Source organism: Actinoalloteichus sp. GBA129-24 (assembly GCF_001941645.1).
Taxonomy (GTDB): domain Bacteria; phylum Actinomycetota; class Actinomycetes; order Mycobacteriales; family Pseudonocardiaceae; genus Actinoalloteichus_A; species Actinoalloteichus_A fjordicus.
On the sequence record NZ_CP016077.1, the window covers coordinates 5,416,648 to 5,434,472 of the forward strand.

A 17,825-nucleotide genomic window follows, 5' to 3' on the forward strand; every position below is an offset into this window, starting at 1 on the left:
GCGTGGTCAATGCCCCGCATGGTCAGGATCCCGGTTGGTTCGATGCTCGCCAGCCGGAGCCCGCCCGCGCATTCTGTCGACGGCCGACGGCCCAGAACACCGACGACAGCATGAGCAGCAGGCCGCCCGCCATGCCCCAGCCCGATCCCGGTCCCCAGGCCAGCAGCCCGGCCGCCGTGGCCATCGAGGCGTTCGCGGCGGCGATGGCGATCCGGCCGGGAAAGCGCAGTTGCTCCTCGGCGCGGGGGTTGGCGGGCAGGCTCAGCAGCACGAGGGCGACCGGCGCCGCGGTCATCACCCCCACCGCGACGGCGGCGGACTCCCAGCCCAGCAGCGTCAACAGCACGACGACGACGACGGTGGCCGCCGTCCAGAGCATGGACTTCTCCTGCTGGCGCCACGAGCCCACCGAGAGCACGTTCGCAGGCACCTCGGTGAGCAGGCTGCGTCGCACCCGGACCTGCGCCCACACGGCGGTGACGTAGGCCAGCACGCCGACGCCGATCGGCAGCCAGACCACCGAGGCGGGCACCACGGACGCCGTGATCCCGCACACCGCCGTCAGCCCGCCCGACCAGACGTACAGCGGTTCCCTGGGGACCGCGTCGCGCAGGAAGCGTCGGGTCTGCCGGGGCATGGTCAGCTGGCCGATGGCCGAGGGAGACAGCAGCACCGCGACGACGACGCCGGTCACCAGGCGAGGCACCGCCGACCAGTCCGCGCTCAGTTGTAACCAGCTCAGCACGCCCGCCGTCACCAGCAGGGCACCGCCGAGCACCAGATACTGCGCCACGAGCTGCATCAGCCGAAGGACGATCGGCACCCTGGTATTGCGCAGCGCCGAGGAGTCCAGCGAGTTGGCCGTCTCCCACAGGCGCCAGGCGTGGGCGGGCTGGGCGGCCGGGTCCCGACTCATGCCCAGCGCGGTGATCAGCTGCGGCGACTGCGGGTGACGCGCGACGGCCGCCTCCAGGATCTCGACGGCCTGCATCCGCCTGCCGACCAGCAGCAGGGCCATGCCGACGTTCGCGGCCACGACCGGGCTCACGGGCGAGTCGAGCGCCAGGGCCCGCTCGGCCATGGCGATCACCTCCGCCGCCGAGTGCCCGTCCAGGCCCTGGACGATCCCCAGCGCGAGGGTCTGCGCCCGAACCGAGTGGCACCAGGCGTCCTCCGGACACAGACCCACCGCGATGGCCGAGGCGAGCCGGGCCTCGGCGAACTCCCCCGTCTCCACCAACACCTGCGCGTGCAGCGCATGGGCCTCGCCGTCGTCGGGGAAGGCGGCGAGCGCCTCACGGACCGCGTGCAGCGCCTCCTGGTTCTGCCCGCGCGCCAGGTGCACCGAGGTACGCAGCGCCCAGGCCTCGCCGTCGTCGGGGTCGCGGGCCAGCGCCTCGCCGATCAACCGCATCGCCGCGTCGTGCTTGCCTGCCGACAGCAGCAGCATCGCGCGTTCGCCCTGATCCTCGTCCATCTCGTCACACCACCCGGCGACGACGCAGATAGCTGATCAGCTCGTCATAGGAGTTGTCGTGATTGGCGAACTGCGCGACCTGCCGGGCGGCGTGAAACCAGCTCTTGGTGGACGGCTTCACGTCTTTCAGCGCCGTGGTGAAGTCCGACGTCTCGATGTCGCGAATCCGATTCGTACGAATCGAGTCGAGCATCGCGCGTTCGGCAGCGGCCTGACACAGATAGGTCAGATCGGCGCCGGAGAAGTCCTCGGTCCGATGCACCAGCGAGGCGTAGTCGAGACTGCCGACGGGACGACCACGCATGTTCAGCCGAATGATCGCCAGCCGCGCGGACTCGTCGGGCGGCGTCACGAACAGCATCCGGTCCAGCCTGCCCGGCCTGCGCAGCGCGGAGTCGATGTCCCAGGGATGGTTCGTGGCGCCGAGGACGAAGACGCCCTTGTTGTCGGAGTCCACCGAGTCCATCTCGGTGAGGAGCTGGGAGACGACGTTCTTCATCGGGCTGTGCGCCATGGCGGCGCGCTTGCCGCCGATGGCGTCGATCTCGTCGATGAACAGCACACAGGGCGCGCTCGCCCTGGCCGTGTTGAAGATCGCCCGGACGTTCTTCTCGCTGGCGCCCATCCACATGTCCAGGGCGTCGGCCAGCGAGACGGACAGGAACTTCGCGCCGAGTTCGCCTGCCACGGCTCGGGCGATGAACGTCTTCCCGCAGCCCGGCGGGCCGTAGAGCAGCAGGCCGCCCCGCAACGAGTGACCGTAGGCGCGGGCGACCTCCAGGTTGCGCATCGGGGCGAGGAAGGCCGCCTCCAGCCGCTCCTTGACGCTCTCCATCCCGGCGACGTCGGCCAGTCGTACGGCCTCGGATCGCACGTCGACGAGGGTCTCGGCGTCGGTTGGGTCCGACGGGGCGGCGGTCACCGGCACCCGCTCCGCGTCGCCGGGCCCTGGCGAGGCCGCCTCGGTCGAGGGCGGCGGTGCGGCACCGGACGCCGGACCGGCCTGCGTCGAGGCGGTCGGTTCCGGTGCGGCCGGTGTCGGGCTCACCAGCCTGCGCATCAGGTCGGTGGCCGCCGCCGAGGACGGGTCACGGGCCAGGATCTCCACCAGCCCGCGCATCGCCTCCTCGGTCCGGCCGTCGTCGATCAGCACCTCGATCAGTTGGAGTCGGGCGTCGTCGTCGTGGCTGTCGACGCCGAGTACGGCTTTCAGGGCGTCGATCTTGGCCTGGCGTTGCGCGGCGGAGTCGTTCACGGTCTCTGCTGCTCCTCGACGTCGGCGAACGGCATTGGAGTCCTCGGATCAACCCCCACAGGTCGGACTCCGTCAGGAATACCGCGCGCATTTCGATCTTATCGCCTCCGCGATCGAGGGGGTGGTTTTCCGGCGACAAAGGAGAATGGCGACGTTCGTCCGATAAGGACGAACGGTGATTCCGCTGCGGGCTGTGACATCGCGCGGTTCTGGTTCGATGGTCGACCTATTCCCGACACCGGGCCGGACGACGGCTCGGCTGATTCTCACCGGCCGTCGGACGCAGGGCGCCGCCTCGGCGCCAGGCCGGCCGGGCCGGGACGCGCACACGTCCGTCGGGCGGGCATCGAGCCCCCGTCGGCCGGACCGGTCGCGGGGCAGCCGGGCGCGCCCCCGGCCTCGCCGATCGTGTCGCTCCGAGGACCACCACGCCCCGACATCTCACGCAGAGTGTCGACATGGCAACCGTTAGCCACCCTAACTAGGGCATCCCACCAGCGAGAATGTCATTCTCATTACAAGGAGCGACGACGGTGCGGGCCGACGGGCATACTCGCGTCGTGGGCCAACACTTCTACGCCGTCTCGCGGCGACACGTCGACCTGCTGCGGGTGTGCAGCAGCGCCTGTCGTCTGCGGGCCGCGACCTCCGGCGCAGGCCCGCGCTGATCCCTGCCTCGGCCAGGACGACGGCCGCCCGGCAGTTCTCGACTCCCGCCCCACGATGACCGCGACGACCAGGCAGGCTTCCTGCCCGGCTCCGCGCCGTCGATCCTGCGGCGGATCGATCGCTGTCCGATCTGCGCCGTCGCCGTCCCCGCGCCCCGTCCCGTGGTCTCGTACCGCGTAAGTCGGGGCCGCCCCCTGGCACGCACGGGCTCGGCGGGCTGATCGCCCGATCCGCGTGCCCGCTCCGCGCAGGCTGCACGGGCCCCGCCGAGACTCCGGCGTCATTCCGTCCGGCAGCACCCCCGGTCGGCGCCCCCGGTGCCCGACCGACACCACCTCCCGACCGACACCACTCCCGGCCGGTTTCCCGCCCGGCATCTCCCGCGACAAGGAGCGCCGCCATGCGCCGCAGCGCGCTGTATACCGCCCTCGCCGTCCCGCCTCTGCTGCTCGCCGCCGCGTGCGGCGGGGGCGGCGGCGCGACCTCCACCGGCGAACCCGATCCGGAGGCCGTCGTGGTCATCGGCTCACAGAACGAGCCGACCAGCCTGGACTCCAACGTCGGCGGCTCCTCCGGGCTGTCCGAGGTGCTGCTGCGCAACGTCTACGAAGGCCTGGTGGCCCTGGACGACGAGGGCGAGATCGTGCCCGCGCTCGCCGAGTCCTGGGACGTCTCCGAGGACGGTCTCGACTACACCTTCCACCTGGCGCCGGACGTGACCTTCCACGACGGCACGGAGTTCAGCGCCGACGACGTCGTGTGGAGCATCGAACGCACCATCGCCCCCGACTCGGTCAACCCGAAGAAGCAGAGCCTGGCGGGCATCACCTCGGTGACGGCCGAGGACCCCGACACCGTGGCGGTCAGCCTCGGCGAGCGCAGCAACGAGTTCCTGTTCGGCCTGACCACCTCGGCCGGGCTGATCTTCCAGGAGGACGCCGCCGATCTGGCCGAGCAGGCGGTGGGCACCGGCCCGTTCACCTTCGACGAGTGGAAGCGCGGCGACAGCATCACGCTGAGCCGCTACCCCGACTACTGGGGCGAGACCGCCGCCTCGGCCTCGGTGGTGTTCCGCTACTTCGACGACGCGACCGCGATGAGCAACGCGCTCCAGGGCGGCCAGGTCGACCTGCTCGCCTCGGTGCCCTCCCCCGAGCTGCTCGCGGCCTTCGAGGGCAATCCGCAGTTCGTGATCACCGAAGGCGCGTCCAACACGAAGACGCTGCTGGCGTTCAACAACGAGCGGGAGCCGCTGACCGATTCGCGGGTGCGCCGCGCGCTGCGGGCCGCGATCGACCATCAGGCCGTGCTGGACGCGGTGTGGGACGGCTACGGCCAGCTGATCGGCAGCGGCATCCCGCCCACCGACCCCTGGTATGAGGACCTGACCGCCAACGTGGCACACGATCCCGAGCTGGCCAGGGAACTGCTCGCGGAGGCGGGCCACGAGGACGGCCTCACACTGAGCCTGGACGTCCCCTCCGAGGACAAGCTGCTCACCGTCGCCCAGCTCGTGCAGGACCAGCTCGCCGAGGTCGGCGTCACCGTGGACCTCAACGCCATCGAGGGCGCCACCTGGTACGACAAGGTGTTCACCCAGGTCGACTACGACCTGACCATCCAGAACCACGTCAACCCGCACGACGTCTTCTGGTACGCCAACCCCGACTTCTACTGGCGCTACGACGACCCGCAGGTTCAGGAATGGGTCGCGCAGGCCGACGTCGCCGAGACGGAGGAGGAGCGCGTCGAGCTGCTCCGGCAGGTCGGCGAGCGGATCTCCGAGGAGGCCGCCAGCGACTGGCTGTTCCTCAACCCGCTGGTCCGGGTCGCCCGCGACGGCGTCACCGGCTACCCGGAGACCGCACTGGCCGACAGCCTGTACCTGCCCGAGATCACCAAGGCGGGCTGAGCGATGACGCCGTCCACGCGCCGGGACGCCCGCCGGGGGGTCCGCCGCCGATGATCCGGTACGTGCTGCGGCGGGTGCTGCTGCTGGCGGGCTCGCTGATCGCGGCGAGCGCGCTGACGTTCCTGCTGCTGTCCCTGCTGCCCGGCAACCCAGCGCGGACGATGCTCGGCGTGGAGGCCACCGAGGAGCAGGTGGCGGAGCTGAGTCGGCAGCTCGGCACCGACCAGCCCGCGCCGATCCGCTATCTGCACTGGCTGGGCGATCTGCTGACCGGCGACCTGGGGCGGTCCTATGTCGGCAACCAACCGGTCGGGCCGGAGATCCTGGACCGGATGACGGTGACGGTGCCGCTGGGGCTGTCGGCCTTCGTGCTGTCGGTGCTGATCGCGGTGCCGCTGGGCGTGTGGGCGGCCCTGCGACACCGCAGCCCGGTGGGCGTGGTGGTCTCGGCGATCAGCCAGCTCGGCGTGGCGGTGCCGATCTTCTGGATCGGCATCCTGCTGGTGGCGGTGTTCGCCCTGAACCTGGGCTGGGCGCCGCCGGGCGGATTCCCCGTCGCGGGCTGGGCCGAGCCGGGCGAGGCGGTGCGGTCGCTGGTGCTGCCGGTGGTGACCCTCGCGGTGGCGCAGGCCTCCGCGCTGCTGCGCTATGTCCGCTCCGCCACGCTCGACGTGGTCGATCAGGACTTCCTGCGCACCGCGAGATCGGTGGGCTGGACGCGCTCGCAGGCCTTGTGGCGGCACGGGCTGCGCAACGCGTGCGTGCCGGTGCTGTCGGTCCTCGGCGTGCAGCTGGCGGGTTCGCTGCTCGGGGCGGTGATCGTGGAGAGCGTCTTCACGCTGCCGGGACTGGGAAGGATGTTGTTGACCGACGTGGGAAACCGTGACCTGGTCAAGGTGCAGGCCACCGTGTTCCTGATGACGGCGGTGGTGCTGGTGGTGGGCTTCCTGGTCGACGTGGCGCAGCGCGCGCTGGACCCGAGACTGCGAGCGGCCCGATGACCCCCGCGCTGCGCTCGGCTCCCGGCGGGACGGAGCCCACCCCGCGCGTCGCCGCCTCCCGAGTCCGGGCCCGTACTCGACGCAGGCGCGGACCCGCCCTGATCACCGGCGCCGTGCTGGTGGGACTCGTCGTCCTGGCCGCGCTGGTCTCCCTGGTGTGGACGCCCTTCGACCACGACGCGACCGGCGTGGGCGGCCGGTTGGAGACGCCGAGCGCGACCCATTGGATGGGCACCGACCGACTCGGTCGCGACGTGTTCAGCCAGTTCCTCGTCGGGGCTCGGCTTGCCTTGGGCATCGGGACGGCGTCGGTGCTGATCGCAGCCGTGCTGGGCATCACCCTCGGGCTGCTGGCGGCGCTGGCGCCGAGGAAGGCCGACGACGCCGTGGTGCACGGCATCGACGTGCTCATCGCGTTCCCCACGCTGTTGCTGGCGATGGTGCTGGTGGCGGTGCGGGGCGCGTCCACGCTCACCGCCGTGCTGGCGATCGGCCTGGCGACGTCGGCCGTGGTGGCCCGCTTGACGCGCATCGCCGCCCGTCGGGTGCTCGTGCAGGACTACGTCCTGGCGGCGACCGCGTCGGGCACCGGCCGTCTCGGCATCCTGCTGCGGCACGTGCTGCCCAACATCTATCCGATCCTGTTGGTGCAGCTCTCGTTGGAGTTCGGTCTCGCGGTGGTGGCCGAGGCGGCGTTGTCCTATCTCGGTCTGGGTTCGCCGCCGCCGAACCCGTCCTGGGGCCAGATGCTGCGCGACGCCCAGGCGGTGCTCGGCGTGCAGCTGTGGCCTGCGGTGTTCCCCGGCCTGGCGATCGTGATCACGGTGCTGGGCCTCAATCTGCTCGGCGACGGCCTGCGCGAGTACGCCGATCCGGAGCTGTCCCGATGAGCGCGCGCGACGTCGGCGCCGGGAACTCGATCGGCAGGAGGAGGTCAGGATGAGCCTGCTGAGGGTGCGGGATCTGACGGTGCGGCGCCGCGACGGCCACGAGCTGATCGCGGGCGTCGATCTGGATCTCGCCGAGGGCGACCGCCTCGGCGTGGTCGGCGAGTCCGGCTCCGGCAAGTCGCTGACCGCGCTGGCCGTGGCCGGTCTGCTGCCCGAGGGGATGACCGTCTCGGGCTCGGTGCGGCTGGACGGCGTCGAGCTGCTGGAGCTGTCCGAGCAGGCGATGACGCGGGTGCGCGGCAGCGGGGTGGCGATGGTGTTCCAGGAGCCGCTGACCGCGCTGGACCCGCTGATGCGGGTGGGCAGGCAGATCGCGGGCCCGTTGCGCCGACATCGCGGTCTCAACCGTCGGGAGGCCGACGCCGAGGCGGTCGAGCTGTGCCGCCGGGTCCGGCTGCCGGAGCCTGCCGAGTCGGCGCGGGCCTACCCGCATCAGCTCTCGGGCGGGCAGCGGCAGCGGGTGGGGCTGGCATTGGCGTTGGCCTGTCGGCCTCGGCTGCTGATCGCCGACGAGCCGACCACCGCTCTCGACGTCACCGTGCAGGCCGAGATCCTGGAGCTGATCCTCGAATCGGTGGCGGCGGAGGGGGCCGGGCTGCTGTTCATCAGTCACGACCTGCCGGTGATCGCCTCGGTGAGCGATCGACTCGCCGTGATGCGCGACGGCGCCGTGGTCGAACAGGGCGCGGTCGAGCCGGTGCTCGCCGCTCCGCAGCACCCCTACACACGGGAGCTGCTGACCTCGGCGGTGGCGGCGGGCAGGCTGCCGGGAGATCCGGGATGGGAGGCAGGTCGATGACCAGTCCGACGACGGAGACCGCAGGTACGGAGACGGCGGCGGGTGCCGTGTTGTGGGAGGCCCGCGGCCTGACCAGACGATTCCGGGCGCCCCGAACGGCGAGGTCGTCCGGGGTCGGTCGGGCAGGGGCAACGACGCGGACCGCACTGTCCGATGTGGACCTGACGATCCGCGAGGGCGAGGCGCTGGGCATCGTGGGCGAGTCCGGCGCAGGCAAGTCCACGCTCCTGCGGCTGCTGCTCGCCCTGGACCGGCCCGACGAGGGCGAACTGCACTACCGGGGCGCCCCGCTCGGGTCCGATCGGCGGAGCCTGCGGGCGTTTCGGCGGGACGTCCAGGTGGTGTTCCAGGACCCGCGCGGTTCGCTCAACCCCAGGATGCCGGTGTCGGCGATCGTCGCCGAGCCGCTGCGCAGCCTGCGCATCCCCGGCGACCACGCCGCGCGCGTGCGGGAGGTGCTCGGCGAGGTGGGCCTCGGCCTGGACGCGGCCGACCGCTACCCGCACGAGTTCTCCGGCGGGCAGCGGCAGCGGATCGCCATCGCCAGGGCCTTGGCACCGCGTCCCCGGGTGCTGGTGGGTGACGAGCCGGTCAGCGCGCTGGACGTGTCCGTGCGGGCCCAGATCCTCGATCTGCTCGCGGGTCTGGCGGCCGAGCACGCCATGACGCTGGTGCTGGTCTCGCACGATCTGGCGGTGGTGGGACGGCTGTGTCCTCGGGTGCTGGTCCTGCATCAGGGCAGGGTGGTGGAGACCGGCCCCACCGAACGTGTGTACTCGACGCCGGAGCAGGACTACACGCGGCGGTTGCTCGCGGCGATCCCCCGGCTGCCCGCCGGGGTGCTCGCCGGTCTCGACGACGCGGGGCAGGGCGGGGCGGCGGTCCCGGCCACCTCGCCGGACGCCACCGCCGAGGACACCGCGCAGGCACCCGCCGGACAGCGGGCACCATCCCGCAGCGACGCCATCGCGCCGGGCGCACCGGCCGACGAGGAACGGAGCACGACATGACGGAGACGATCAGCGACCAGGACGCCCGGCGGTACTGGCAGGACTGGCGCGCGGGGCGTCGCCGATCGCTCACGGGCCCGCAGGGCAACCTCGCGCTCGTGGACACCTACTGGCCCGAGACGGACTCCGTGTTCGATGAGCTGCCGGGCACCTGGACCGTGCGGGCGGATCGGGTCTGGCTCACCGCGACGGCCGCCGACGAGGTGCGCGTCGGCGACGAGGTCGTGGACGGCGAGATCCCCGTCTCCCACGCCGACGGAACGGCCTCGCCGTGGGTGCAGTTCCCCGGCGGCAGTGCGACGGTGGTCCGTCGTGGCGATCAACTCGGCATCCGCCGATTCGACCCGAAGGCCCCGGCGGTGGCGGATTTCGAGGACGTCGAGGCCTTCGACTTCGCCCCCGAATGGCAGCTCACCGGCACCTTCACCCGCTTCGCCGAGGCCACCACTGTCGACTACGAGAAGATGCTGGAGGACTCGCCGACGCCGACGAACGTGCCCGGCGAGCTGCGGTTCACCGTGGCGGGGCAGGAGTACACCACCACGCCGATGCTCTCCGGCGGCCTGCTGCTGCTCGTGTTCGCCGACGAGACGACCGGCGTGAGCACCTACCGCCCCGGCCGGTTCCTCCGCGTCGCGCTGCCCGACTCGGCGCCGGGCGAACCGGTGTCGGTGCGGCTGGACTTCAACCGCGCATACCTGCCGCCCTGTGCGTTCTCCGCGCACTTCAACTGCCCCTTGCCGCCTGCGGGACACCGCATCGCGGTGGCCGTGGAGGCCGGCGAGAAGCAGGCCAGGCTGCGGACGTCACAGCCGAGCTGAGCGGGCGGGCGCGCACGCTACGGTAGGCGGATTGCCTGCGGGACGGCCGACACCGCGATGGCGAGGTCTCGCCTCGCGGTGCCGCTGAGGACTGCGGCGAGGGTGCGTTCCGGCGATCTCCCCGACCCGGGCTGCTCGTCGCCGAGCAGCCCGTCGAAGGCGGTGCGTGGCGAGGAGAAGCGTCGGGCCGGGCGGCCCATGTCGGGTCGCCCGACCTGATCCGCGTCCGATGCGGATGGACGCCGGTGAAGATGTCCATTGTGGATGGCTGCGATGTCCGTCCCGGCATGGCGACCGGTCAGAACGCCGGAACCGCCTGGTCGCATCGTGATCCGAGGCCGCGCCCGCCGCCGAGGCGACGCATCATCCACTGAGGACTGTCGGCTTCCGCCTGCCTGCCCTTCCGTCAGATCATCGATCTCGTGCGCTCAGTCGAACCTCCCTGGGCGCAGCTCAGCCCGCCCACGGGCCGATGCCGCCGATACGAGTCGGACCGATCCGGCCGATCAGCGTGGTGTCGGACTCTCGGTTGGGGTAGGGATAGTCGGTGCCGTAGTACCGCCGAGCCTGCCGGTCCATGAAGGCGGCGAACTCCTGGGCGATGCCCGGCCCCTCGAACCGCACCGTGCCATGGACGACCAGATGCTGGCGCAGGCCGACCGGCGAGTCCTCCTCGTCCTCGATCACCAGCGTGACCCGCGGATCACGACGCAGGTTGCGCACCTTGCGCCTGCTGCTCTCGACGCCGAACACGAGTTCGTCGCCGTCGCGAGACACCCACATCAGACTGGCCTGGGGCGATCCGTCGGGATCGATGGTGATGAAGACGACGTTGAGGGCTCGGTCGAACAGGCGGTGGGTGCTCTCGGGAAGCACGAGGCTCGTCATGCCTGCGAGCGTAGGAACCGCCATGGGCACCGCTGGGTAACCTGCCTGGTGTGGACGACTTCGACACCTCCAACGACGTCTTCCTCGCCGACTGCCCCGCCCGGCTGGCCGTGGAGATCATCGCCGACAAATGGGCCGTGGTCGTGCTCTACGCCCTCAGCCAGGGCCCCCGGCGGCACGGCGTGCTGATCGACCTGATCGGCGGAATCTCCAAGAAGGTGCTCACCGAGACGGTGCGCAGACTCGCCCGGCACGGCCTCGTCGAACGGCATGCGTTCCGCGAAGTGCCGAGGAGGGTCGAGTACGAGCTGACCGAGCTGGGTCAGACGCTGATCGAGCCCATCAGGGTGTTGACCCGCTGGTCGGAGGACAACGGCGCCGCGATCCTGGCCGCGCAGGAGGAGTCCGACGCCCGTTCGGCCCCGGCCGAGGCGAGGGCCTGAGGAGTTCCGCCAGCCGGACGGGGACCTTTCGGCCACCGGACGGCGATCGGTTTCCGACGCCCGGTGCGCGATCTGCTGCCTGCTGTCCAGCCGCCCTGCCAGGCGTGCGGGTACTCAGAGGTAACGTTGTGCGACCGTTCGGCAGTCCGTTCGGGGTCCGCACCGTCACGGGTGGATCAGTCGCGATCAGGAGGCTCGTCATGGCTGCACCGGCCGACCTTCCCGACGAGGCACGGCAGGCCGAGGGCGCGCCCGAGCCGGAGTCCAGCGAGCGACCAGGCGGCGTGCGGGACGTGAAGTCCGCCGCCCGCACGCTAGAACTACTCGAACTGCTGGCCGCAAGACAGAACCGGCCCGCCAGGCTTCGCGAGCTGAGCGAGGCGCTCGGGATGCCCCGAAGCAGCTGTTATGCGTTGCTGCGCACGCTGGCGAAGTACGGCTGGGTGCGCACCGACACCTCCGGGACGATGTACGGCATCGGCATCCGGGCGTTGATCGCGGGAACGAGCTACCTGGACACCGATCCGTATCTGCGGATCGCCAAGCCGGTGTTGGACCACCTCGGCGAGCAGCTCGACGAGACCTTCCACTTCGGCAGGCTCGACGGCACCGACGTGGTGTACCTCGCCACCCGCGAATCGGGTCAGTACCTCCGCCCGTACAGCAGGGTGGGCCGCAGACTGCCCGCCTACTCGACGTCGCTCGGCAAGGCGCTGCTGGCCGAACGTCCCGCCGAGGAGCTGGCGAATCATCTGCCGCCGACCCTGGCCGCGCTGACCCCGCACACCCTGACCGACCGGGAGGCGCTGGTCGAGGACCTGGCCCACACGAGGGAACGCGGCTACGCCGTCGACCAGCAGGAGAACAGCGTCGGCCTGCACTGCGTCGCGCTGCCGATGCGCTACGCGACCCCGCCGCTGGACGCCATCAGCTGCTCGGTCCCCCTGGCCCGACTGACTCCCGCACGCGAGGCCGACATCGTCGCCGCGATGCGCCGGGCCCGCGAGGAGATGGAACGCTCGGCGACGTCGGTCGCGATGGGCATCGCGGGCGGAATCTGAGGCCGGGGCGATCCGGCGAACCGTTCGTTGTAGCCGAGGGTTCGGCCGGGAGGCTCGGCCGTTCCCTGGCCGGCACGGCCTGATTCGCGCCGCTGGGGGTGGCCGGCGGGCCGGGGTTGTCTTGACTGTGCGGATGATCCTCTCCAGAAATCCCAGCGTCCTTCGCAGCGGGATCAGCCCCGCGTGCGCGGGGAGAACGGCACGGCGGCACACGCTTGGTTGGCCGATGCCGGAACAGCCCCGCGTGCGCGGGGAGAACTTGGATTCCGAGGTAGACGACGAACCCCCCGCGGGAACAGCCCCGCGTGCGCGGGGAGAACCCGAGCATGATCGTGCTCCGGAGCGTCTCGGAGGGAACAGCCCCGCGTGCGCGGGGAGAACGATGATCCTGTTACCAAAGGATGCGGGAGTTCGGGAACAGCCCCGCGTGCGCGGGGAGAACGCGCAGCCTGATCTCGGGCTGTTGCGGAGTGCAGGAACAGCCCCGCGTGCGCGGGGAGAACACTTGCTGACCTGGGACTCTACTCGCGAGTAACAGGATTCTCGTTCACTCGGATCGAGTCTAACGGGCCATCCGGAACGGCGGCGCTGACACCGAAATATCGCCGACGGCCTTCCTCGCGACCCTCGCTCTTGCATCGATCGCCCGGAGCCACCGGCGCAAGATCACGGGGAACACACAGGCTACAAAGTCGGCCCGTGCGCGTCGGCCCAGTTGATCAGCCGAGATCGCGGAGGACATTCGCGGGTTCGTCCAGCCAGAGTGTGTGGCGCCCACCCGCTGTGACAGTCAGCCCGAATCGGTCTATACCGGGGCGGCCTGCCGCATGCCACGCATCGAGGATGGGCACGAGTTCGGTCCAGAGTCGCCTCGGTCCCGCCTGGCGAATGGTCACGCCGTAGGCGTCGAGATCCGCCCTGGCCCAGGAGCCCGACGCGACATGAGTCCAGTGGTAAGCGTCGGGTGCGTCTGCCTCCGCCCCGGAGGAGACCAGCCTGCTGCGTTCTGCGACGAGTGCTGCGAAGAACGAGGCCATCACGAAGGGCAGGCCGGCAACGGCAGAAGCAGGCATCGAGTCCACACTGTCCGGCGTGATCTCTGTAGCCGCCAGCACGTCTCGGGGCGACGTCGAAATCGGATCGGCGGCGTGCGGTGAACGCAGCGGCATGAACCCCGCCTGACTCAGGAACCGGCCGGACACCCCGCTGCCGTCACGACGCAGCAGCACGATGCCCTTGCTGACGTTGACCAGAATCGCACCCGCTTCGGACAGTTGCGTGAGCCAGGCAGACGGCACGCGGTCGACCCCACACGTGGCCAAGATCCGGTCGAACGGGGCTCTGTCGCCCACTCCCACGGCCCCGTCGCCGCAGCGCGTGTCGGGTGTGTAGCCGCAGGCGGCGAGGGCAGTCCTGGCATCGGCAACCAGGTCGGGATCGACGTCGATGGTGGTGACGACGTCGTCACCAAGGCCGACGCAGAGCAGGGCAGCGTTGTAGCCGGTTCCGGTCCCGATCTCAAGGACGCGGCCACCTGAAGCGATGTCGAGCTGCTCCAGCATGGCTGCCATGAGGCTGGGTTCGGTGGAAGAACTGATGGGGACTCCGTCGTCGTCGAACCGCGTGATCAGTGTGTCGTCGCGGTAGGCCGCAGTCATCGCCTTCGCCCGGCGCACCGGATCATCATCCTGGACGTCGTGCTGGTCGAACGAGTTGTGGACTGCGTCGTACACGGCGAAGCGCGGGGCGAACAGGTGCCGGGGCACTGCGAGGAAGGCGCTGCGCCAGACATCAGACGTCAGGACTCTCGACAGGTCCTCCGCGAGACCAGTCCGAAGGTGGGAGGTGTTGTCGTCAAGGGTGGTCATGATGGTCCTTCTCCGATGAGTTCGTCGGCCATGGCGACAGTGACGGGTCCACGAAGGGCATCGATCCACGCCCATTGGCCATTGGGGTTGAGGTCGCCGATGAAGTGCCACCGTCCGTCGTGGTCGACGACGAAATCAGGCGCTGCGAAGTTCAGTCCGAGGGCTTCCAGCATGCAGCTGACCCCAGCCGACACATCGTCGGGTACGCCGATGGGCGTGTACTGAAGACGGGCGTGCTCAGCACGCCAATCCACGGTGTCCGTACCAGCAGGCAGATCGATCCGGGTGGCGAAGAACCGTCGTCCAACCACGGCGAGCCGCACCGAATAGGCACAGGGAACCCGCGCCTGAAACAGATGCGTGGTGCGACGGACGCCTGCAGTGATGTCGTCGGCAGTGACAGGCGCCGCGCGGAGAGCGACACGACGGCCGGATTCGCTGCCGGGTCCGCCATCCAACGGTTTGTAGATCACGCCTCCGGAGTGCGCGACGCAGAATTCCCGAGCCGCGTCCGGGCTGTTGGTGAGTAACGACGGGGGAACCGTCAGACCGGCAGCTGCGGCGAGAGCCATCTGCAGCGGCTTGTGGCCGGCAGCTGCGATGCGATCCGGCCTGCTGATCCAGTGCACGTTGAGGGAGGCAAGCAGGCCGCCGAAGCCGTGAAAAGCCTCTGCGACGGCCCATCTCCGCTCTGTCGAAGACAGCCCGTGGTAAGGCACGAAGGGCGCGGGTTTCCGATACCAGATCGCGCGGAGGACCGACAGGTCCAGCTCATGTAGATCGTCACGTAGCGTTCCCGTCCACTCCCGGTGACCGGGCTCCAGATAGGAAACCTGTTCGAGGCGCTCGGGGAACGCCGCGACGTCGAACCGGGTGACCGCAACCCCACGGGCAGCAAGTTCGGCGATGACCAGATCTGCCGTGATGTCCTGGTCTCGGGTGATCACAGCGATGGTAGCGGCAGTCATCTCCGGTCAGTCCTTGTCGGTGACCCAGGTCATATCGAATTTTGTATCGTAATGAGTGGCCGCGTGAATCGGACGATCGGCGTTGACAACCGCTTGGTCGCGACCGTCGACGTTGAGCTGCCGAGACCGGTCGTAGGTGATTCCGTTCACCGCGATCATGTCGGCATCCGCCGCCTCCACACGTGTCAGGCCGAACGGACGCGCGTCGCCGATACTCGGTTCATCCTCGGAGATCGTGAGGTCAGACGGGCGCACGGGCAAACCGGAGGGCACAATCGAAGATTTCACAAAAAGTCCTCACTTTCTATCCGGCCGATGTCCCACATCGTGCTCTTCTCCCTGTATCCGTTATCTGTCCGCTGAACCTGCCACTAGGCTGATGCTCTCCCGCCGTCACACTTCTCGACGGGCTGATCCATCCTCGCCGACGGCGATCCGTAGGTACGGCACCCTGCTTGATCTCGCATCGCGTCGAGCGGCGTCCCACCGTAGTGGAGACAACTGCGATCTGTCCTGCTTGCAGGAAATCACCACAAGCGCTCGAACATCGCGATGCACACGGCGTCCGTACCCGCTGAGCCGAGGGACCAGATATGAGATGCGCCCAGGACGTCCGATCACTCATCGGCCCAGTTTCGGACCGTCTACCTGTCCGTTCGTCCGAACCCCCGTTTCGCCCGACCTCGGTCAGCGAGGTTGACCGAGGCTCCGCGTCCAGTCGATGCCCTGATCACCATGGCTGGCGCCGACTGTAGCGACCGGCGCGACGACGGGGCCAGAAGTTTGCTCGGATTTGCTCGCCGATACCTTCTCCTGGGGTGATTTCTTGACGGAATATCCCAGGCACGACGACCATGAAGTCACCCAGCACCCCGCGCACGTCCCTGGTGGAAGGTGTAGTCATGCAGCTGATGTTCCTCGGCAAGGAGACACAGGGCGGAGGCTCTCCTGCCCTGTACGCGACCGACCGAGGCACCTACGTGGTGCAAGGATGGAAGGTCAGCGGACACGCGACACGAGTCGAGATCCCCCATCGCCTGCTAGGACACGTCGAGAAGGGAAAATGCCTGGATACCCGACTCGACGACACCGGCCGTGGAAGTTTCATCCTCTCCGGGGAGCCCGTGACCGACGCCGAGACGTTGGCACAGCTGGACATCCCTGGACACGAGACGTGCGTCGAGATTCCGACGAGCAAGGAGGTTTGGGTCAGTGGAGCTGCTACAGGGTGAGGCGTTCGACGCGCTCTTCCGCGACTTCGCACGGGAAGCGTTTCACCTGGAAGTCCAGGACGCCTACCACACGCCGGAGGAATCGGGGCCTTTCCATCAGTTTCTCACCGGCCAGGCCGATGACTTCGGTTGGTTTCAACCATGGCTCGACCTGGTCCGCACGGCGACCGCAGCAGGGCGGGTCGTTCGTCGAGCACGAGTGGTGACTGTGCCGCACGCCGACTACACGAGGTGGGGCCTCACCGTGGCCGAGCACAATATCGCCGCCGGCGAGGAGATCCGGTGGCTTCCTCGCCATATGATCGACCCCGGTAGATTGTCGGCCGACGACTTCTGGCTCTTCGACGATTCGCTCGTGGTGTTCACGGTCTTCGAACCCGGCGGTCGGTTCGGCGGCGGCGCGGCCACGAGCGACTCCGTCATCGTGGACCATTGCCGCGCGGTGCGCGATCGAGTCTGGCAGGCAGCGATCCCGCACCGTCAATACCGGGATACCGATCACGTCACGACGTAGGACCCGGTCTAGTGACGCACGCCCTCCACGAAGCACGACGCTCCCTCGGCCAGCAGCTACGTGATCTACGCAAAGACGCGGGGCTGACCGGCCGAGGCCTGGCTGCCCTCGCTGGTTGGCATAGCTCGAAGATCTCCAAGATCGAACATGGCGGGCAGACCCCATCCGAGGAAGACATTCGCGCCTGGTGTCAGCACAGCTCAGCCGACAGCCAGATTCCTGATCTGATCGCCGCCGTCCGCAACATCGAGTCAATGTACGTAGAATGGCGGCGAGTGCTGCGCACTGGGACGCGCCGCCGCCAAAGCGCGTCGCGACGACTGGAGTCGAGTACCAGGATAATGCGATGGTACGAACCGGTCCTCATACCGGGACTGCTACAGACGGCCGAGTATGCCCGCGAAGTCATGCGTCCCGTGATCGAGTTCTACGCAGTCCCGGATGATCTCGACTCGGGTGTCGAGGAACGCATGGAACGGCAAAAGATTCTCCGGCGTGACGATCGCCGCTTTCATTTCATCATCAGCCAACAGGCCTTGAGGACGACGGTGGGCAGCACCGAGACCATGATCGGCCAGCTGAATCGACTTTTGACCGCACGGTCACTTCCTCGCGTCAGTTTCGGAATTATCCCAGACAATGCCGAATACCGGACACCGACAAATCAATTCATCATCTTCGACAGACACCTCATTCAAGTGGAGACGATTTCAGCTGAACTGAGCATAAGTCAGCCACGAGAAATCGCACTCTACGATAAGGCTTTTCGGCAACTCGCCCGGCAGGCAGTCACCGGGGTGGCGGCCGTATCACTGATCAACACCGCCCTCGATGAGCTTCAGGCACAGCGATGACATTCATCTTGACGCACGCCGCAGACTCCGCAGGCATCATTTCACTTGGAGGCACTTCAGAGTCGCGATTCTGACCGACTTCTTCGAAGGTCCGTTCTTCTAC

At 69.0% G+C, this 17,825-nt stretch carries 18 protein-coding genes and 1 CRISPR repeat array; of the genes, 11 read left to right on the forward strand and 7 right to left on the reverse strand.

Annotated features, from left to right (window positions below; translation table 11 throughout):
• Nucleotides 1-22: 22 nt before the first annotated feature.
• Nucleotides 23-1,477 (reverse strand): tetratricopeptide repeat protein, encoded by a 1,455-nt coding sequence (locus tag UA75_RS23050; protein ID WP_075742041.1) that lies wholly within the window; start codon nt 1,475-1,477, stop codon nt 23-25.
• Between the two features lie 4 nt (nt 1,478-1,481).
• A complete protein-coding gene (locus UA75_RS23055; protein ID WP_198044196.1) occupies nt 1,482-2,732 on the reverse strand; it encodes an AAA family ATPase in 1,251 nt (416 codons plus the stop codon).
• Between the two features lie 1,069 nt (nt 2,733-3,801).
• Between UA75_RS23055 and UA75_RS23060 the strand changes: the two genes are divergently transcribed.
• The 6 genes from UA75_RS23060 to UA75_RS23085 are packed head-to-tail and all read left to right on the forward strand — an operon-like array spanning nt 3,802 to nt 9,894.
• Nucleotides 3,802-5,313, forward strand: a complete 1,512-nt coding sequence (locus UA75_RS23060) for an ABC transporter substrate-binding protein (protein ID WP_075742042.1) — start codon at nt 3,802-3,804, stop codon at nt 5,311-5,313.
• A gap of 50 nt (nt 5,314-5,363) precedes the next feature.
• Nucleotides 5,364-6,314: an ABC transporter permease gene (locus UA75_RS23065; protein ID WP_075742043.1), complete on the forward strand. Its 951-nt coding sequence runs from the start codon at nt 5,364-5,366 to the stop codon at nt 6,312-6,314.
• Nucleotides 6,311-7,204: an ABC transporter permease gene (locus tag UA75_RS23070; RefSeq protein ID WP_075742044.1), complete on the forward strand. Its 894-nt coding sequence runs from the start codon at nt 6,311-6,313 to the stop codon at nt 7,202-7,204. Before UA75_RS23065 ends, UA75_RS23070 begins: the two co-directional genes overlap by 4 nt.
• A gap of 49 nt (nt 7,205-7,253) precedes the next feature.
• On the forward strand, nt 7,254-8,063 hold the full coding sequence (locus UA75_RS23075) for an ATP-binding cassette domain-containing protein (RefSeq protein ID WP_075742045.1): 810 nt from the start codon (nt 7,254-7,256) through the stop codon (nt 8,061-8,063).
• Nucleotides 8,060-9,073 carry an ATP-binding cassette domain-containing protein gene (locus tag UA75_RS23080; protein WP_075742046.1) on the forward strand — a complete coding sequence of 338 codons (1,014 nt, stop codon included), beginning with the start codon at nt 8,060-8,062 and terminating at the stop codon, nt 9,071-9,073. The genes UA75_RS23075 and UA75_RS23080 overlap by 4 nt, the downstream gene beginning before the upstream one ends.
• Nucleotides 9,070-9,894 carry a DUF1684 domain-containing protein gene (locus tag UA75_RS23085; protein WP_075742047.1) on the forward strand — a complete coding sequence of 275 codons (825 nt, stop codon included), beginning with the start codon at nt 9,070-9,072 and terminating at the stop codon, nt 9,892-9,894. The genes UA75_RS23080 and UA75_RS23085 overlap by 4 nt, the downstream gene beginning before the upstream one ends.
• 17 nt (nt 9,895-9,911) lie before the next feature.
• Here UA75_RS23085 and UA75_RS23090 read toward each other — a convergent pair whose 3' ends face one another.
• Both UA75_RS23090 and UA75_RS23095 read right to left on the reverse strand, forming a co-directional pair.
• A complete protein-coding gene (locus tag UA75_RS23090; protein WP_075742048.1) occupies nt 9,912-10,094 on the reverse strand; it encodes a hypothetical protein in 183 nt (60 codons plus the stop codon).
• Nucleotides 10,095-10,347: 253 nt separating this feature from the next.
• Nucleotides 10,348-10,782: a TIGR03618 family F420-dependent PPOX class oxidoreductase gene (locus UA75_RS23095; protein WP_075744111.1), complete on the reverse strand. Its 435-nt coding sequence runs from the start codon at nt 10,780-10,782 to the stop codon at nt 10,348-10,350.
• A gap of 50 nt (nt 10,783-10,832) precedes the next feature.
• Between UA75_RS23095 and UA75_RS23100 the strand changes: the two genes are divergently transcribed.
• Both UA75_RS23100 and UA75_RS23105 read left to right on the forward strand, forming a co-directional pair.
• Nucleotides 10,833-11,225 carry a winged helix-turn-helix transcriptional regulator gene (locus UA75_RS23100; protein WP_075742049.1) on the forward strand — a complete coding sequence of 131 codons (393 nt, stop codon included), beginning with the start codon at nt 10,833-10,835 and terminating at the stop codon, nt 11,223-11,225.
• Between the two features lie 200 nt (nt 11,226-11,425).
• Nucleotides 11,426-12,286 (forward strand): IclR family transcriptional regulator, encoded by an 861-nt coding sequence (locus UA75_RS23105; protein ID WP_083684129.1) that lies wholly within the window; start codon nt 11,426-11,428, stop codon nt 12,284-12,286.
• Between the two features lie 170 nt (nt 12,287-12,456).
• Nucleotides 12,457-12,789: a CRISPR direct-repeat array (repeat unit 28 nt; unit sequence GGAACAGCCCCGCGTGCGCGGGGAGAAC).
• A 216-nt stretch (nt 12,790-13,005) separates the two neighbouring features.
• Here the strand turns inward: UA75_RS23105 and UA75_RS23110 are convergent.
• Genes UA75_RS23110 through UA75_RS23120 form a run of 3 tightly spaced genes read right to left on the reverse strand, consistent with a single transcriptional unit; the run spans nt 13,006 to nt 15,410 of the window.
• Nucleotides 13,006-14,154 carry a hypothetical protein gene (locus tag UA75_RS23110; protein WP_075742050.1) on the reverse strand — a complete coding sequence of 383 codons (1,149 nt, stop codon included), beginning with the start codon at nt 14,152-14,154 and terminating at the stop codon, nt 13,006-13,008.
• Nucleotides 14,151-15,122 (reverse strand): MvdC/MvdD family ATP grasp protein, encoded by a 972-nt coding sequence (locus UA75_RS23115; RefSeq protein WP_075742051.1) that lies wholly within the window; start codon nt 15,120-15,122, stop codon nt 14,151-14,153. Before UA75_RS23115 ends, UA75_RS23110 begins: the two co-directional genes overlap by 4 nt.
• A gap of 6 nt (nt 15,123-15,128) precedes the next feature.
• Nucleotides 15,129-15,410 carry a hypothetical protein gene (locus tag UA75_RS23120; protein ID WP_157434380.1) on the reverse strand — a complete coding sequence of 94 codons (282 nt, stop codon included), beginning with the start codon at nt 15,408-15,410 and terminating at the stop codon, nt 15,129-15,131.
• Nucleotides 15,411-16,024: 614 nt separating this feature from the next.
• Between UA75_RS23120 and UA75_RS23125 the strand changes: the two genes are divergently transcribed.
• The 3 genes from UA75_RS23125 to UA75_RS23135 are packed head-to-tail and all read left to right on the forward strand — an operon-like array spanning nt 16,025 to nt 17,722.
• Complete coding sequence (locus UA75_RS23125; RefSeq protein ID WP_075742053.1) at nt 16,025-16,354, forward strand: hypothetical protein; 330 nt, start codon at nt 16,025-16,027, stop codon at nt 16,352-16,354.
• On the forward strand, nt 16,335-16,868 hold the full coding sequence (locus tag UA75_RS23130; protein WP_075742054.1) for a DUF6879 family protein: 534 nt from the start codon (nt 16,335-16,337) through the stop codon (nt 16,866-16,868). Before UA75_RS23125 ends, UA75_RS23130 begins: the two co-directional genes overlap by 20 nt.
• A gap of 11 nt (nt 16,869-16,879) precedes the next feature.
• Nucleotides 16,880-17,722, forward strand: a complete 843-nt coding sequence (locus UA75_RS23135) for a helix-turn-helix domain-containing protein (RefSeq protein WP_075742055.1) — start codon at nt 16,880-16,882, stop codon at nt 17,720-17,722.
• Nucleotides 17,723-17,825: the final 103 nt, after the last annotated feature.

What these genes read in the sequence shown, in the direction of transcription:
- UA75_RS23050 (WP_075742041.1), bottom strand. Translation starts at nt 1,477, where the DNA reads ATGGACGAGGATCAGGGCGAACGCGCGATGCTGCTGCTGTCGGCAGGC.
- UA75_RS23060 (WP_075742042.1), top strand. Translation starts at nt 3,802, where the DNA reads ATGCGCCGCAGCGCGCTGTATACCGCCCTCGCCGTCCCGCCTCTGCTG.
- UA75_RS23065 (WP_075742043.1), top strand. Translation starts at nt 5,364, where the DNA reads ATGATCCGGTACGTGCTGCGGCGGGTGCTGCTGCTGGCGGGCTCGCTG.
- UA75_RS23070 (WP_075742044.1), top strand. Translation starts at nt 6,311, where the DNA reads ATGACCCCCGCGCTGCGCTCGGCTCCCGGCGGGACGGAGCCCACCCCG.
- UA75_RS23075 (WP_075742045.1), top strand. Translation starts at nt 7,254, where the DNA reads ATGAGCCTGCTGAGGGTGCGGGATCTGACGGTGCGGCGCCGCGACGGC.
- UA75_RS23080 (WP_075742046.1), top strand. Translation starts at nt 8,060, where the DNA reads ATGACCAGTCCGACGACGGAGACCGCAGGTACGGAGACGGCGGCGGGT.
- UA75_RS23085 (WP_075742047.1), top strand. Translation starts at nt 9,070, where the DNA reads ATGACGGAGACGATCAGCGACCAGGACGCCCGGCGGTACTGGCAGGAC.
- UA75_RS23090 (WP_075742048.1), bottom strand. Translation starts at nt 10,094, where the DNA reads ATGGGCCGCCCGGCCCGACGCTTCTCCTCGCCACGCACCGCCTTCGAC.
- UA75_RS23095 (WP_075744111.1), bottom strand. Translation starts at nt 10,782, where the DNA reads ATGACGAGCCTCGTGCTTCCCGAGAGCACCCACCGCCTGTTCGACCGA.
- UA75_RS23105 (WP_083684129.1), top strand. Translation starts at nt 11,426, where the DNA reads ATGGCTGCACCGGCCGACCTTCCCGACGAGGCACGGCAGGCCGAGGGC.
- UA75_RS23110 (WP_075742050.1), bottom strand. Translation starts at nt 14,154, where the DNA reads ATGACCACCCTTGACGACAACACCTCCCACCTTCGGACTGGTCTCGCG.
- UA75_RS23115 (WP_075742051.1), bottom strand. Translation starts at nt 15,122, where the DNA reads ATGACTGCCGCTACCATCGCTGTGATCACCCGAGACCAGGACATCACG.
- UA75_RS23125 (WP_075742053.1), top strand. Translation starts at nt 16,025, where the DNA reads ATGCAGCTGATGTTCCTCGGCAAGGAGACACAGGGCGGAGGCTCTCCT.